This is a genomic window from Methylobacterium nodulans ORS 2060 (assembly GCF_000022085.1).
Lineage (GTDB): Bacteria > Pseudomonadota > Alphaproteobacteria > Rhizobiales > Beijerinckiaceae > Methylobacterium > Methylobacterium nodulans.
This window is the reverse complement of the sequence record NC_011894.1, coordinates 3,361,774-3,376,811: the sequence shown is the minus strand read 5'-3', so window position 1 is coordinate 3,376,811 and position 15,038 is coordinate 3,361,774. Positions and strand designations below refer to the sequence as shown.

Here is a 15,038-nt window from a genome sequence, read left to right as displayed (position 1 = left end):
ATCAGCCGACCTCGCCGCGCGGCCGCGCCACGAGGCTGCGCCGGCCCTCGATCAGCTGCCAGAGCAGGAGTGAGGGGAGCCCCAGCACCACGTCCGGCACGCGCTTGACCAGGGACAGGGCGAGCGCGGTATCGGCGTCGATGCCGAAGAGGGCACCGAGGAGCACGAGGCCGCCCTCCTGCACGCCGAGGCCGCTCGGTACCGGGAAGGCCGCCGACTTGATGGCCTGGCTTAAGGATTCGAGCACCACCGCTTCGGCGAAGGAGACATCGGCGACGCCGATGCATTTGAGGGCGATCCAGATCTCCAGCGCGCCGAGGAGCCAGGCGGCCATGTGGAGACAGAATCCCTGCATCAGCGAGCACCAGCGGCTGCGCGCCCAGAGGGTGTCGAGCGCCCCCTGAACGCCCGGCCGGGCATCCGGGCTCGGTGCCGTCTCGCGCAGGAAGCGCCGGCCGAGCGCGGCGAGCCGGCGCTCCACCGCGCCCGCGCCGCCGAGGCGCTGCACGGCGAAGAAGGCGCTAAGCACGATCGCGCTCACCACGAGACCCTCCGCGCACCAGGTCGCGAGCCGCGCCGCCTGCGCGTTCTCCACCTGGGCCAGCAGGAGCGCGCCCGCCAGCGCGAAGAGCGCGAGCCCGATGACCTGGAAGAACAGGTCGACGACGATGCCCGCCGCCGCGAGCGGACCTGCCACGCCCCAGAAGGTGAGGAGCCGCCCGCCGAGCACCTCGCCGCCGACCGACGCCACCGGCAGCAGCACGTTCACGCCCTCGCGCACGAAGCGCAGGAGCAGGAACGGCCCGGTCCCGATCCCGGAAGCGTCGGCGACCTTCGCCCAGGCGAAGCCGCAGAGCAGGAGGATCAGCGTGCGGACGAGCACCACTGCCGCCAGACCAGCCGGGCCGACGCGCCCGAAGGCGCTCGCCACGGCGCCGACGTCATGGACGCTCACGAGCCAGAGGGCCAGGAGGATGCCCGCGAGGGCGCCGAGCAGCGGAACGCGCCGCAGCAGGGCCCTGCCGAGCCGATGCCGCAGAGGGGCGGAGGAGGCGGTCGTCACGACGCGGGATCCGGCACGAGCACCTGCGCCATCGCCTCGGCTTCCGTCGCTGGATCGAGGACCACAAGGCGGCCGGCGCGCAGGGAGGCCGCCGTCGCGAAGGTGAGGCTGCGCTTCGGGCAGAGGCCGAGGCAGCCGGTCTCGACGACGCGCACCTTGCGGTCGGGCCGGGTGCGCTTGAGGGCGCGCTTGAGGTCCTTGCGCACCTTGCCGATCCCCTGCCGCTTGGCGCATTTGGCGCAGACCACGACGAGGTCGTTCCAGGGGGCCGAGGCCGCCTTCGGCCGCCGACGCTGCACGTCACCGCTCCCGCTCACACCGTCCCTCCTGGCCCCCGGCGGGCCGGCCGATGGGGTAGCGGCGCGCGAGGGAGGGTGCAACGCGGCATGCTGAGCCGCCCCGCGAGGATGACGGGCGCGCTTGGATCGCGACCGATCGATTCTCCGGGGCGTCGCCTGGGGAAGAGGCACTGAACCGGCTCGCCTGAAGGACCCGACGCGTGGGAACGGCCAGGGTTGGCTGCCGGTTCCGGGGGCGACACGCCATGCCGCCCCGGCGCCGTGCGGTCAGGCGGCCTCGCCGATCCGGATGCAGCGCGCCGCGTGGCCCGGCACCACCGCCACGCGCGGCGGCAGGCCGTCGCGGCAGGGCGGCGCGGCGCGGCTGCACCGGGGCTCGAACGGGCAGCCGGGGGGCGGGTCGGCGAGATCCGGCGGCGAGCCCGGGATCGTGGCGAGCCGCACGCCCTTCTGCGAATCCGGCGTGATCCGCGAGGCGAGCAGGCCCTGCGTGTAGGGATGGGCGGGCGTGCCGATCACCTCGCCGCTCGATCCCACCTCGACGAGGTGGCCGCCATACATCACCGCCACCCGGTCGGCGACCTGCACGGCGACGCCGACATCGTGGGTCACGAAGATCACCGCGAGGCCGAGATCCCGCTGCAGCTCGCGCAGGAGCAGCAGGATCTGGATCTGCACCGTGGCATCGAGGGCGGTGGTCGGCTCGTCGGCGAGGAGCAGCTTCGGCCGGCAGGCCAGCGCCAGCGCGATCATGGCGCGCTGGCGCATGCCGCCCGACATCTCATGCGGGTAGGCGTCGAGCCGCCGGGCCGGGGAGGGGATGTGGACCCGCTCGAACAGCTCGAGCGCCCGCGCGCGGCCCTTGGCGAAGCTCGCGCCCTCGTGGCGCACCACCGCCTCGGCGATCTGGTCGCCGATCCTGTAGACCGGATCGAGGGCGAGGCCCGGATCCTGGAAGATCATCGCGACGGTGCCGCCCCGGTAGGCCGCGAGGCTCCGGCGGCCGAGGGACAGCACGTCCTGGCCGTCGACGCGCAGCGTGCCGCCGATGCGGGTGCGCCTCTCCGGCAGCAGCCGCATCAGGGCGCGCTGCGTCACGCTCTTGCCCGACCCGGATTCGCCGAGGAGCGCGAGGGCATCGCCGGCCTTGAGGTCGAAATCGACGCCGCCGACCGCCCGGACCGGCTTCCTCCCGCCGAGGAAATCCACCGTCAGGCCGCGGACATGGACGAGGGCGTCGGTCGCCGTCTCGGGCTGACGCGGGGAAAAGTTCATGATCAGGCTGCCATGGGGAGAGCGGGAGCCTCGGGGTGGCCGGAGCCGGCCACCGCCCTGTGGCAGGCGGCCCGATGGGCGGGCGCGACCGGGTCGAGGCCGGGCTCGCGGCTGCGGCACACCTCGGCGGCGAAGCGGCAGCGGGTGTGGAAGCGGCACCCCGGCGGCGGGTTGATCGGGTTCGGCGGATCGCCCGTGAGCGGCGCGGCGTCGATCCGCGCGCGCGGGTCGGTGGAGGGCTGCGAGGCCAGGAGCGCAGCCGTGTAGGGATGGCGCGGCGTCGCCAGGATGTCGTCCGCGGGGCCGAGCTCGGCGACCTTGCCGAGATACATCACCATCACCCGGTCGGACATGAAGCGCACGACGTTGAGGTCGTGCGAGATGAAAAGGTAGGTCAGCCCGAAATCCCGCTTGAGGTCCGCGAGCAGGTTGAGCACCTGGGCTTCCACCGACTTGTCGAGGGCCGAGACCGCCTCGTCCAGGATGAGCAGCCGGGGTTCCAGGGCGAGGGCGCGGGCGATGTTCACGCGCTGGCGCTGGCCGCCCGAGACCTCGTGCGGGTAGCGCCCGCCGAAGCGCCGGGGCTCCAGGCCGACCCGGCGCAGCAGGTCGTGGGCGCGCCCGAGCGCGGCCTTGCGCGACAGCCCATGCGCCTGCGGCCCGAAAGCCACCGTCTCCTCGACGGTCAGGCGCGGGTTGAGCGAGGCGTAGGAATCCTGGAAGACCATCTGCACCTGCCGGCGATAGGACTTCAGGTCGAGGGCGCGCGAGCCGAGGAGCTCGCCGTCGAAGACGATCTCGCCCTGGTCCGGGGCGATGATCTGCATGAGAAGGCGCGCGGTAGTGGACTTGCCGCAGCCCGACTCGCCGACGACGCCGAGCGTCTCGCCCTTCAGGATGTCGAAATCGACGCCGTCCACGGCACGCACCACCGGGCCTTTGCCGAACAGGCCGCCCTTCGTCCCGAAATGCTTGACGAGGCCGGTGACCGACAGGAGGGGCTGGGCGGGGCCGCCACGGTCCCGCGGATCGAGCGTCTCGCTCATGAGCGCACCTCCATGGCCGAACGCAGGCCATCCGACAGCAGGTTGAAGGAGATCGAGGTGAGGAAGATCATCACGCCCGGCAGCGCTGCGACGAGCGGGTTGACGTAGATCGCCGTGCGCAGGGTGTTGAGCATCAGGCCCCATTCCGGCTCTGGCGGCTTCACGCCGAGGCCGAGGAAGGAGAGGCCCGAGGCCAGGATCATCGACACCGAGATCAGGCTGGTCGCGTAGACGAAGACCGGACCCAGCACGTTGCCGAGCACCTGCACCCGCACGACCCGGAACGGGTTGGCGCCCGAGACGCGGGCCGCCTCGACGTAGTCGCGATTGCGGATCTGCACCGTCACGCTCTCGGCCACGCGGGTGATCTGCGGGACGAACACGACGGTGAGCGAGACGATCGAGTTGAGGATGCCCGCCCCGAGCGCGCCCGAGAGCGCGATGGCGAGCAGCACGGACGGGAAGGCGAAGAACACGTCGACGACGCGCATGATCAGCGTGTTGATCCAGCCCCCGGCATAGCCCGCCAGGATGCCGAGGCCGGACCCGATGAAGAAGGCGATCACCACCGGCAGCACGCCCATGAACAGCGACAGGCGGCCGGCGTAGAGCAGGCGGCTCAGCATGTCGCGCCCGAGCTCGTCCGATCCGAGGATGTAGGTCGCGTCGCCGATATGCTTGAGGCGGCGGACCATCGAGCCCTTGAACGGATCCATGGGCGCGATCAGCGGCGCGAAGATCGCGGCGAGCACGATCAGCAGGATGACCAGGGCGGCCGCCATGGCGACGGGGTCGCGCAGGAGGCGGGAGAGCACGCTGGACCAGTAGCCGCGTCCCGCCTGGATCGGGGCTTCGGCCGCCTCGGCGGGGAGCGCCGTCGCGGCGCCGGGATCGGCGGAGGCGAGGGAGGTCGGCGTCGTCATCGTCTCACGCCCTCTGGATGCGCGGGTCGAGGGCGGTCTGCACCACGTCGACCAGGAGGTTCAGGGTCACGAAGAACATCGCCAGCACCAGGATCGTCCCCTGGAGGAGCGGCAGGTCCCGCTGGAAGATCGCGGCATTCAGCAGGAAGCCGGTGCCGGGCCAGGCGAACACGGTCTCGATCAGGATCGAGCCGCCGAGCAGGTAGCCGAGCTGCAGGCCCATGATGGCGATGGCGGTCGGGGCGGCGTTCTTCACCACGTGCCTGAACACGCCGAATTCCGACAGGCCCTTGGCGCGCAGGGCCTGCACGAAGTCCTGGTGCAGGATGTCGCCGACGAGCGCCCGCACGGTGCGGGAGATCACGCCCATCGGGATCACCGACATGGTGATGGCCGGGAGCACGAGGTAGCGCAGGTGCTCGGCGTCCGGCCACCAATTGCCGGAGCCTTGGGGCCCCGCCCCGGTCGGTGGCAGCCAGCCGAGCATCGCCGAGAAGATGATCACCATCACGATGCCGAGCCAGTAATGGGGCACGCTCACCCCGAAGACCGCGATGGCCGAGGCGAGCCGGTCGAGCCAGGAATCGCGGGCGTAGCCGGCGACGAAGCCGAAGAAGGTGCCGGTGGTGAAGCCGATCAGCGTCGCGACGGCGGCGAGGATCAGGCTGTTGCTCACCGCGCGCCCGACCTCGGACAGCACGGGCCGGCCGGTGGCGATCGAGGTGCCGAGATCGCCCTGCAGCACCTTCCAGAGCCAGAGCCCGTACTGAACCGGCAGCGGCTTGTCGAAGCCGTAGGCCGCCCGCATCTGCGCCTGCATCTCGGCCGTGGCGTCGACCGGCAGGATCGCGCTCAAGGGATCCCCCGGCGCGAGGTGAACGAGGAGGAAGCAGACGAGGCTGACCCCCAGGGCGACGGGCGCCGCATAGGCGACGCGCTTCAGGATGAACGAGAGCATGACGCCTCAATGCCTGTCTTGCGGGAGGCCTCTTGCGGGAGGCCCTTCGCCGACACCTCGGTCCTCATGCCGGGGTGCCGGCGATCGATCACTTCTCCATCGAGATCGACGAGAAGTTCTGGAACCAGCTCTGCGCCTGCACGAAGCCCTTCACCTTCGGGCTCATCGCCCGCGGGTTGACGTCGTGCGTGACCATCAGGAAGAGTGCGTCGTCGACGAATTTCTCGTGGATCTTCTGCAGCACCGCCGTCTGGGCTGCCGGGTCGAAGGTGCTGCGGACCTGATCGAACAGCTTGTCCATCTCGGGGTCGCAGTAGAAGCCCCAGTTGGTGCCGTTCGGCGGCGCCAGGTTGCACTGGGCGTGGCGGATGAAGGCGGTGAACGGGTCCTGGATCAGGTAGGAGTAGTTCATGCCCGTGGCGCCGCGGGCGGTGTCACTCTTGGCGCCCGCACGCCAGATATTGATGAGCGTGTTCCACTCCACGACCTCGAAATCGACCTTGATGCCGATTTCGGCGAGGTTCTGCTGGATGAACTCGTTCATGGGCAGCGGCTGCATCTGGCCGGAGCCCGAGGCCGAGATCAGGATCTTGGTGGTGATCGGCTTGTCGGGGCCGTAGCCCGCCTCCTTCAGGAGCTTTTTGGCCGCCTCGGGATCGTACTTCACGGTGAAGCTCGGCTTGCCGAACCAGGGATGGCCGGGCGTCATGAAGCCTTCGGCCGGCACCGCGAGGCCGCCGAGGAACTCCTTCAGGCCCTCGCGGTCGACCGCAAGATTCGCCGCCTTGCGCACGCGGATGTCGTTCCAGGGCGAGCCCTCGACCCGCGACAGGTGCCAGGTCCAGTTGTGCGGGTAGAGGTTCGTCACGAGCCTGAAGCCCGCGGCCTTCAGCGAGGCGAGGGCGTCGGGAGCGGGCGCCTCGATCCAGTCCACCTGGCCGGAGCGCAGGGCCGCCACGCGGGCATTGGCCTCGGGCAGCGGGATCAGCACGAGCTTGTCGAGCTTCGGCACCCGCGCCTTGTCCCAGTAGTCCTTGTTGGGCGTGAGCTCCGCCCGCTCGCGCGGCACGAAGGCGGTGATCTTCCACGGTCCGGTGCCCGACGGGGACTTCGCCACCGCGTCCCAGCTCCTGCCCTGCTTCTCCCAGTTCGCCGGCGAGGACATCAGGATCCAGGAGATCTGGTACGGGAAGGTCGCGTCCGGTGTCTTGGTGGCGATCTCGACTGTCTTCGGGTCGATCGCCCGGTAGCTCGCCACGCCCGGGATGCGGGTGCGCCCTTGCGCCGACTGGCGGGGATCGAATTGCGGGCTGTCGGTCTTGAGGATCTTGTCGAGGTTCCAGACCACCGCGTCGGCGTTGAACGGCGATCCGTCGTGGAAGGTCACGCCCTCGCGCAGCGTGAAGATCCACTTGCGGGTGTCGTTCGGGTCGACCTTCCAGGCGGTGGCGAGGCCGGGCGTCAGCACGGCAGCCTTGTCGGCGCTGCCGAGGTCCCAGTTGATGAGCGCGTCGTAGGCCGTGTAGCCCGTGAAGCGCATGCCCTCGCCACCGTTGTCGGCCTGTCCGGTCGTCAGCGGAATGTCCGACGCCGTCATGCCGATGCGGAGCACGCCCTGCGCGGCTGCCGGCCACGCCATCACGGCGCCGAGAGCCAGACCCAGAAGCGGGCTGCGGAAGAACGATGGCCTCACTGAACACCTCGCGTCGCTGTTGACGCGACGGCTTCTGCAAGAGGCCTGCCAGGACGGGCTGCCCGTCCGGCCAAGGTGAGAGGCGCGCGATTGCCTAGCTTATAGGCAGATTTGCATGCGGGCCAATTTCGAGGCAGGCGAGCCTGCCCGCTTCTGCCGCGCGCCGCCGCGGAGGCTGGCGGCCGGCGATCTCAGCCGAGATCGAGCTCGACCGTGACCGGCACGTGATCGGAGGGCTTGTCGAGGCCGCGCAGGTGCTTCTGCACGGAGGCCGAGACCAGGCGGTCGAGGGCCTGGGGCGAGAGCAGCAGGTGGTCGATGCGGATGCCGAGATTCCGCGACCACGCCCCGGCCTGATAGTCCCAGAAGGTGTAGAGCCCGGGCCGCTCGTCGCAGGCCCGCAGCGCATCCGTGAAGCCTTCGTTGAGGAGCATCCGGAAGGCAGCCCGGCTCTCGGGCAGGAACAGGGCATCGCCGGTCCAGGCCTCCGGATTGGCGACGTCGATGGGCTCCGGGATCACGTTGTAGTCGCCGGCGAGGACCAGCACCTCCTCCTTCTCGCGCAAGGCGCGGGCATGCAGCAGGAGGCGGCGCAGGAAGGCGAGCTTGTAGTCGTATTTCGGCGTGCCGATCGGGTTGCCGTTCGGCAGATAGATCGAGGCCACCCGCAGCGTCGCCGTCGCGGTGGGGATGACCGCCTCGATGTAGCGCGCCTGCCCGTCCTCCGGGTCGCCGGGCAGGCCGCGGCGCACATCGCGCAGGGGCAGGGGCTGGCGGGTGAGGAGCGCGACGCCGTTGAAGGCCTTCTGGCCGTGGGTCGCCACCACGTAGCCGGCCTCCTCGATCTCCGTCCGCGGAAACGCCTCGTCGACGCATTTCAGCTCCTGCAGGCAGACCACGTCGGGACTGGCCTCCTTCAGGAAGGCGAGGAGGTGGCCGAGGCGCTGCTTGACCGAGTTGACGTTCCAGGTGGTGATCCGCATCGGGGCCCACGGCGCGTTGGAGGAAGGCGGCTGCCGTCATCGGGGTTTCGCCGAGGCTTTGCAAGAAGACGGGACGGGGTGCCGCGGGGGAGGCCGATGGGGTGGTGGGAGCCGGTGCGGGCCTATTGCGAGCGCATCGATGCGGGCTTCTGGGCCGAGCCGCTGAACGCCCTCTCGAACGCCGCCTTCCTGGTCGCCGCCGTCGCGCTGGCCTTGGCCGAGCGGCGCCGCGCGGCGCCCGATCCGGTCGCGCTCGCGCTTGCGGGGCTCGTCGGGCTGATCGGGCTCGGCAGCTTCCTGTTCCACACGCTCGCCTTGCGCTGGGCCGAGCTCGCCGACGTGCTGCCGATCACGCTGTTCATCCACGCCTATTTCTTCCTCGCGCTATACCGCCTGCTCGGTCTTGGCGCGCTTGCCAGCACGCTCCTGACCCTCGCCTTCGCGGCGGCGGGGTTCGGGTTCGAGCCCGCGCTCTCGGCCCTTGCCGGGCGGCCGCTCGCCCCGGCGACGAACGGGTCGATCGCCTACGCGCCCGCACTCCTGGCTCTCCTTGGGATCGGCGCGGCGCTGCGGGCAGCCCCGCGGGAAGCGCAGCACCGGGCCGGCCGGGCCCTCCTCGGCATCGCGGGGATCTTCCTGCTGTCGCTCTGCGCCAGAACCCTCGACCGCGCGCTCTGCCCGCTGCTGCCCTCCGGAACGCACTGGCTCTGGCACATCCTCAACGCCGTGGTCCTGGCGGCCCTGGTGCGGGTCGCCGCGCGCCACCGGCGGGAGCCGGCGGGCTGAGCGTTCCTTGCACGGGGCCGGAAATCGTTGCAGAAGGTCCCCGTCCGCCGGAGGCCGCGCTTCGCGCACGTCCGGTTGTCGAGAAGCCCCTTGGATGCGTGCATGACTCAGAGCCTTCGCCTCGGCGTTGCCGGTCTCGGCACGGTCGGCTCCGCCGTCGTGCGCATGGTGGAGCGCCGCGCCGCGACGCTCACGGACGCGGCCGGACGGCCGATCCGCGTGACCGCCGTCTCGGCCCGCGACCGGACCCGCGACCGCGGCCTCGCGCTCGCCGACGTCGCGTGGTTCGAGGATCCGGTGGCGCTCGCCCGCTCGGGCGAGGTCGATTGCGTGGTCGAGCTGATCGGCGGCGCCGAGGGGGCTGCCCGCGCCACCGTCGAGGCGGCGCTCGCCGCCGGCAAGCACGTGGTGACCGCCAACAAGGCGCTGCTCGCCCGCCACGGCGCGGCGCTCGCCCGCGCGGCGGAGGCGGCCGGCGTCGCGCTCGCCTTCGAGGCCTCGGCCGCTGGCGGCATCCCGGTGGTCAAGACCCTGCGCGAGGCGCTCGCCGGCAACCGGATCTCCCGCATCTACGGGATCCTCAACGGCACCTGCAACTACATCCTGAGCCGGATGGAGCTGGAGGGCCTGACCTTCGAGGCCTGCCTCAAGGACGCCCAGGCGCTCGGCTACGCGGAGGCCGACCCGACCTTCGACGTCGAGGGCTACGACACCGCCCACAAGCTCGCTTTGCTGACAAGCCTCGCCTTCGGCAGCGAGATCGACGCGGATGGCGTCTCGGTGGAGGGGATCTCGGCCATCACGCCCCTCGACCTGCGCATGGCCGACGAGCTCGGCTACCGGATCAAGCTGCTCGGGGTGGCGGAAACCACGCCGGCCGGCATCGAGCAGCGCGTCCACCCGACCATGGTGCCGAAATCCTCCGCCATCGCGCAGGTGATGGGGGTGACGAACGCGGTGACCATCGACACGGACGCGCTGCGCGAGCTGACGCTCATCGGCCCCGGGGCGGGCGGCGAGGCGACGGCCTCGGCAGTCGTCGCGGATATCGCGGACGTCGCGGCCGGCCGCCTCGTCCCGGCCTTCGGCCGCCCGGCGGCGGCGCTGGTGCATCCCCGGCGGGCCGAGATGCAGCGGCACGAGGGCGGCTACTACATCCGCCTCACGGTCCACGACCGGCCCGGCGTCGCCGCGGGCGTTGCGACCCGGATGGCCGAGCGTGACATCTCGCTGGAGAGCATCCTGCAGCGCCGCTCCGAGAACGCGGCCCAGCAGGATCCGCATGGACGCTCCGGCGTGCCGGTGCCGCTCGTGCTCATCACCTATGCGGCGACGGAGGCGGCGATCCGCGCGAGCCTCGACGCCATGGCGGCGGACGGCCTCCTGTCGGAGCCGCCGCAGGTCATCCGCATCGAGCGGGACTGATCCCGGCACCGTTACCCGAGAGACTGACGAGGGAACCTGACCGCATGTCGGACGCCACCAAGGCCGGCCCGAGCCCGATCATCGAGCGCATCCTCACCCTCGAACTGGTGCGCGTGACTGAGCGTGCGGCGGTCGCCGCCGCCCGCCTGCGGGGCCAGGGCAACGAGAAGGCCGCCGACCAGGCTGCCGTCGATGCCATGCGCCGCGAGCTCAACCGGCTGCCGATCGCCGGAACGGTGGTGATCGGCGAGGGCGAGCGCGACGAGGCGCCGATGCTGTTCATCGGCGAGACGCTCGGCAACGGCCAGGGGCCCAAGGTCGACATCGCGGTCGATCCACTGGAGGGCACCACCCTCTGCGCCAAGGACATGCCGGGCTCGGTCGCCGTCATGGCGATGGCCGAAGGCGGCACGCTGCTCGCCGCCCCCGACGTCTACATGCACAAGATCGCGATCGGCCCCGGCTATCCGAAGGGCGTCGTCGATCTCGATGCCTCGCCCGAGGACAACATCCATGCCCTCGCCAAGGCCAAGGGCGTGCCGCCCTCCGAGATCACCGCCCTCGTGCTCGACCGGCCGCGCCACACCGACCTCATCGCGGCGATCCGCCGGACCGGCGCGGGCGTGCGCCTGATCTCCGACGGCGACGTGGCGGGCGTGATCTTCACGACCATGCCGGAGGAGACCGGCATCGACATCTATCTCGGCATCGGCGCGGCGCCGGAGGGCGTGCTCGCGGCGGGCGCGCTGCGCTGCATCGGCGGCCAGATGCAGGGGCGGCTGATCCTCGATACGCAGGACAAGCGGGACCGCGCGGCCAAGATGGGCGTCACCGACCCCGACCGCCGCTACGAACTCGAGGATCTCGCCCGCGGCGACGTGGTGGTGGCGCTGACCGGCGTGACCGACGGCGCGCTGGTCAAGGGCGTGCGCTTCGGCCGGGAGGTCGTCCAGACGGACACGATCGTCTACCGCTCGCATACCGGCACGGTGCGCCGCATCCAGGCGGAGCACCGCGACTTCGCGAAGTTCCACCTGAAGTAGGGCGATGGCGGGCTTGCTGATCCGTCCCCTGCGGCCCGACGAGCGGGCCGCCTGGGATCCCCTGTGGCAGGGCTATCTGCGCTTCTACGGCCAGAGTCTCGATCCGGCCGTCAGCGACACGACCTGGGCGCGCCTGCACGACCCCGCCGAGCCGATGCACGCCCTGGTGGCCGAGATGGACGGGGCAGTGATCGGCCTCGTCCACTACCTCTTCCACCGCTCGACCTGGACGGTCGGGCCCTACTGCTATCTGCAGGACCTGTTCACCGCGGAAAGCGCCCGCGGGCAAGGGGCGGGCCGGGCGCTGATCGAAGCCGTTTACGCGGCGGCCCGCGCGGCGGGTGCGAGCCGCGTCTACTGGCTCACGCAGGAGGGCAACGTGACGGCCCGCGCGCTCTACGACACGCTCGCCGACCGGCCGGGCTTCATCCAGTACCGGAAGGTATTTTGAAGAGGGGCACCGGGACCGGCGGATCCCGGCGGACGGGCAGTTCTTGATCGATCGTCCGTGCTGCCCGTCCTCACCCCTGGCCGTGCGGCGCACCCGCTCGCTAGTTCGGTCCAGCTGCGAGAGAAGGACGCGGGCGTCCTGCACGAAGACCTCACCAGCCTCGGTCAGTTCGACACCGCGCGGCAGCCGCTGCACCCCAAGCTCGCGTTTGAGCTTCCGGATCTGCTGGCTAAGCGGCGGCTGCTGCATGCCCAGCCGCACGGGTGATGTGCCCCTTCTCGGCAACGGCGAGCAGGTAGCGCAGGTGCCGGAGTTCCACGGTGCCATATTCCGCAGATATCGGTTGCGACGTTTCCATATTATTGCTCGCGTTCACGTCGGCAACTAGACTTGCATCATCCTGACAACCTGAAGGTCAGCGCCATGATCATCAGCCGTCGCCAGTTGCTGGCGGGCGGGGGAGCCGCCTGCGCCCACAGCCAGCAAGTCCGCCCGGCCCCGCTGCGGCTGGCATTCTGTCCTAAAGATTCCGCTCTCGGAAGGTCGGTTACCCCGCAAGAAGAGATGCGCCTCATGCCGAGGACGTGCTTAGCTATAACTCCCTGAGAGCAAGATGTCGCCTTCGCCCCGCCTGGCCCTGCCACGGCGGGGCTTTTCTCTTCAGCCCTCCTCATCCGGCCACGGCACGTCCCGCCCGACCGCCTTGTCGTGCGCTGGCAGCGGACCGGCCGATCCCGTGCCCCATCCGGTCTCGGCGTGCATCCGAGCATCGTGGGCCAGCATGTCGCGCATCACGCCGACCTCCCGGGAGCCGCAGGCGGAGCAGCGGAGGCGCAGCGCAATACCCGGGAAGGGCAGATCGGCCGGGAAGCGATCGGTGCTGATGATCGCGTGGCGGCGGCCTCCGTAGCGGCTCACGGGCGCGGTGGTAGGGCTGGCCGTGCGCACCATCCCGGACCTCTGGACCGCCATGAAACGCGCGCTGACCCGCTACCGTCCGGCCGAGTTCGAAACGGCGTCGCCACAGCGGGGTACGACGCAACTTGATCGATTGCCGCCCTAAGCAGCCCCACGAAGACAGCCCAAGAGGATTTTTTGACCTACCCACTCAGCCCGCCGCGGCGGGCCGCCTTCCGTATCGGACGCCTGTCTGGATCTGTCCCGTGGGACCCCACGTTGATCCGTTAGGCACGGGCCAGAAGCCCAGTGTCAGCCAACGTACATAGGGAGCTCTCCCGATGAAACCTGGACACGTCCTTGGCGTATGCACTGCAGCCATGTTGTCCCTCGGCTCAGTAGCCCTTGCAGCGGAAGGGACGACCACAGGATCAGGAACCGACAAACCGGCAGCGGCGGGTAATGCTCAACAGGAGCCACGCACGACCGGCGCAACACCAGGCGCAAATGTTGGTGGCGGAGCGCCCGGCGTCGCAGGACAGCCAGGTGGCCGAGCCGATCCCGGCCACCCGCCGGGTCCAGGCGAGCGTCCTGAATCCAAGCAGAAGTGAAAGATACTCGAGTTCGCTGTGTCCGTCCGTGCGTAGCTCGGCGATGGTCGGCGGCGGGATCTCCCGATCGTTGTCGCCGTAGGCATAACGGGGATTGCGGCGGAATCTCATGAAGATAGAGGTGCGCCGCGCCCTGGTGCGCGGCGACTGTGTGAGTCAGGCTGGCCTCACCGATAAAATCGCTGCCCTGTCCGGAATTGTTATGACCCAGCAGGCTTCTTCGAAGCGCCAACGAGTTCCGCATGTGCGAGGAACGCTTCGATGTCCGGGCTGAGAAGCTGGGATATTGCTGCCGCAATCTGCTCCTCCGGCCAGTTCCACCATGCGACGCGAAGCAGACGCTCGATGATGGGCGCCTCAAAACGGTAGCGCACGACCTTTGCCGGATTGCCGGCCACAATCGCATAGGGTGGCACTTGCCCGCGCACGAGGCTGCTTGCTCCGACGACGGCACCGGATCCAATTCGTGCGCCCGAGAGGATCGTGCTGCTGGCGCCGAGCCACACGTCGTGCCCGATAAGCACGTCGCCGCGTGTGTCGTGATCGTCGTCCGCATTCGCGGCGCTCGGCCAAGCTGTCGAGAGCGTGTTGATCGCTTTGAATGGATAGGTCGTAACAAGATCCGTTCGGTGATTTCCGAGCGCGATGGTGACGTTTGGGCCGATGGAGCAGAAGCGACCGATGTGAAGGCGTGCGAGGTCAGGCTCGAGCACGCGAGGCGTACCATAGGTATGCTCACCTATGTCCCACCCCCACATCGCGATCTCACTGGCGAGTCGGAGGCGTGTCAGCTCCGGGAACACCGGATTGGGCTCAATCATCCTATCACCCGGCAGAGTGGCTGCAGTGGGGTGTACGCAACGATCACGCCTGCCAGCAGGATCGCGGTCCTCACTGCCATGCAGACGCTCAGCCTGCGGGTTTGATATCGGCTTCCGCTGCGATCAGCATCGCCTGCGGCCAGGTTTGGGCGCCGAGCGCTTCCATGACTCGGGCCCGGTGGACCTCAACCGTGCGTGGGCTCAGCCCTAGCATACCTCGCGCTCGCGAGCGGAGAGAGAGACGCGATCCTAGCCAGAGCGCCCTGGCGTGAACGCTGGCGATCGACGTCCGCGCGGATCTCGGCCAACGCAGCCGCTATAGCGCTCAACAATGCATCCGGCGCATAGGGCTTCTCGAGGTGGTCGACGGCACCCGCCTTGATCGCGCGGACGCCGAAGCCGACATCGCCACCGCTCGATCCCAGGACGGCCACCGGCAGGTTGCGGCCCATCGCTCAGAGCACGCCCTATTGGAACACCGGCCCCCTGAGATTGCGCCTGCCGGGATGCTGTCCGCATGTCGGGCTAGGAGGAGGCGGCGCATAGGGCACCACCTCCCACGGAACGCACGTCTCGGACTACGGCCTCGATGGTGCGGTTCCGGATCCCGGGCTTGCGCTGCCTGTAGTCGGCAGCGAACGGGCTTTGTCGAATAGCATGGTGGCAGCGTCAACGCAGTCCTTCAACGTTTCGCGGGGACCGCATTGGACACGGATCCTCGCATCTCCAATCTTTATGTGGAACGAAGAGCCTCGCCTCGGCAT

15 protein-coding genes and 1 pseudogene are annotated in these 15,038 nt (G+C 69.8%); 4 read left to right on the top strand and 12 right to left on the bottom strand.

Annotated features, from left to right (window positions below):
- Position 1 precedes the first annotated feature (1 nt).
- The 8 genes from MNOD_RS15445 to xth all read right to left on the bottom strand — a co-directional run bounded on the left by MNOD_RS15445 (position 2) and on the right by xth (position 8,240).
- Positions 2-1,063 carry a lysylphosphatidylglycerol synthase domain-containing protein gene (locus tag MNOD_RS15445; RefSeq protein WP_015929859.1) on the bottom strand — a complete coding sequence of 354 codons (1,062 nt, stop codon included), beginning with the start codon at positions 1,061-1,063 and terminating at the stop codon, positions 2-4.
- Positions 1,060-1,380 carry a (2Fe-2S) ferredoxin domain-containing protein gene (locus tag MNOD_RS49075; protein ID WP_015929858.1) on the bottom strand — a complete coding sequence of 107 codons (321 nt, stop codon included), beginning with the start codon at positions 1,378-1,380 and terminating at the stop codon, positions 1,060-1,062. The genes MNOD_RS15445 and MNOD_RS49075 overlap by 4 nt, the downstream gene beginning before the upstream one ends.
- Positions 1,381-1,629: 249 nt before the next feature.
- Complete coding sequence (locus MNOD_RS15435; RefSeq protein WP_015929857.1) at positions 1,630-2,637, bottom strand: ABC transporter ATP-binding protein; 1,008 nt, start codon at positions 2,635-2,637, stop codon at positions 1,630-1,632.
- 2 nt (positions 2,638-2,639) lie between these two features.
- A complete protein-coding gene (locus tag MNOD_RS15430; protein ID WP_015929856.1) occupies positions 2,640-3,683 on the bottom strand; it encodes an ABC transporter ATP-binding protein in 1,044 nt (347 codons plus the stop codon).
- Positions 3,680-4,606: an ABC transporter permease gene (locus MNOD_RS15425; protein ID WP_015929855.1), complete on the bottom strand. Its 927-nt coding sequence runs from the start codon at positions 4,604-4,606 to the stop codon at positions 3,680-3,682. Before MNOD_RS15425 ends, MNOD_RS15430 begins: the two co-directional genes overlap by 4 nt.
- Before the next feature lie 4 nt (positions 4,607-4,610).
- Positions 4,611-5,564, bottom strand: coding sequence for an ABC transporter permease (locus MNOD_RS15420; RefSeq protein ID WP_015929854.1), 954 nt, complete (start codon positions 5,562-5,564; stop codon positions 4,611-4,613).
- 88 nt (positions 5,565-5,652) lie between these two features.
- Positions 5,653-7,203, bottom strand: a complete 1,551-nt coding sequence (locus tag MNOD_RS15415; RefSeq protein ID WP_244424794.1) for an ABC transporter substrate-binding protein — start codon at positions 7,201-7,203, stop codon at positions 5,653-5,655.
- 245 nt (positions 7,204-7,448) lie between these two features.
- Positions 7,449-8,240, bottom strand: coding sequence for an exodeoxyribonuclease III (gene xth, locus MNOD_RS15410; RefSeq protein WP_015929852.1), 792 nt, complete (start codon positions 8,238-8,240; stop codon positions 7,449-7,451).
- Positions 8,241-8,336: 96 nt separating this feature from the next.
- Between xth and MNOD_RS15405 the strand changes: the two genes are divergently transcribed.
- The 4 genes from MNOD_RS15405 to MNOD_RS15390 all read left to right on the top strand — a co-directional run bounded on the left by MNOD_RS15405 (position 8,337) and on the right by MNOD_RS15390 (position 11,945).
- Positions 8,337-9,026, top strand: a complete 690-nt coding sequence (locus tag MNOD_RS15405; RefSeq protein ID WP_015929851.1) for a ceramidase domain-containing protein — start codon at positions 8,337-8,339, stop codon at positions 9,024-9,026.
- A gap of 102 nt (positions 9,027-9,128) precedes the next feature.
- On the top strand, positions 9,129-10,451 hold the full coding sequence (locus MNOD_RS15400; protein ID WP_015929850.1) for a homoserine dehydrogenase: 1,323 nt from the start codon (positions 9,129-9,131) through the stop codon (positions 10,449-10,451).
- Positions 10,452-10,495: 44 nt separating this feature from the next.
- Positions 10,496-11,494: a class II fructose-bisphosphatase gene (gene glpX, locus MNOD_RS15395; RefSeq protein WP_015929849.1), complete on the top strand. Its 999-nt coding sequence runs from the start codon at positions 10,496-10,498 to the stop codon at positions 11,492-11,494.
- 4 nt (positions 11,495-11,498) lie between these two features.
- Positions 11,499-11,945 carry a GNAT family N-acetyltransferase gene (locus MNOD_RS15390; RefSeq protein ID WP_015929848.1) on the top strand — a complete coding sequence of 149 codons (447 nt, stop codon included), beginning with the start codon at positions 11,499-11,501 and terminating at the stop codon, positions 11,943-11,945.
- 201 nt (positions 11,946-12,146) lie between these two features.
- On the opposite strand, the pseudogene MNOD_RS50655 reads toward MNOD_RS15390, so the two are convergent.
- The 4 genes and pseudogenes from MNOD_RS50655 to MNOD_RS15375 all read right to left on the bottom strand — a co-directional run.
- A pseudogene (locus MNOD_RS50655) lies at positions 12,147-12,194 on the bottom strand (hypothetical protein); the annotation flags it as partial.
- A gap of 411 nt (positions 12,195-12,605) precedes the next feature.
- The gene (locus tag MNOD_RS15380) at positions 12,606-12,896 is read right to left on the bottom strand and encodes a hypothetical protein (RefSeq protein WP_015929847.1); all 291 of its coding nucleotides are present in this window, start codon (positions 12,894-12,896) and stop codon (positions 12,606-12,608) included.
- 377 nt (positions 12,897-13,273) lie between these two features.
- Positions 13,274-13,564 carry a hypothetical protein gene (locus MNOD_RS46635; protein ID WP_015929846.1) on the bottom strand — a complete coding sequence of 97 codons (291 nt, stop codon included), beginning with the start codon at positions 13,562-13,564 and terminating at the stop codon, positions 13,274-13,276.
- Between the two features lie 89 nt (positions 13,565-13,653).
- Positions 13,654-14,274, bottom strand: a complete 621-nt coding sequence (locus MNOD_RS15375) for a CatB-related O-acetyltransferase (protein ID WP_015929845.1) — start codon at positions 14,272-14,274, stop codon at positions 13,654-13,656.
- Positions 14,275-15,038: the final 764 nt, after the last annotated feature.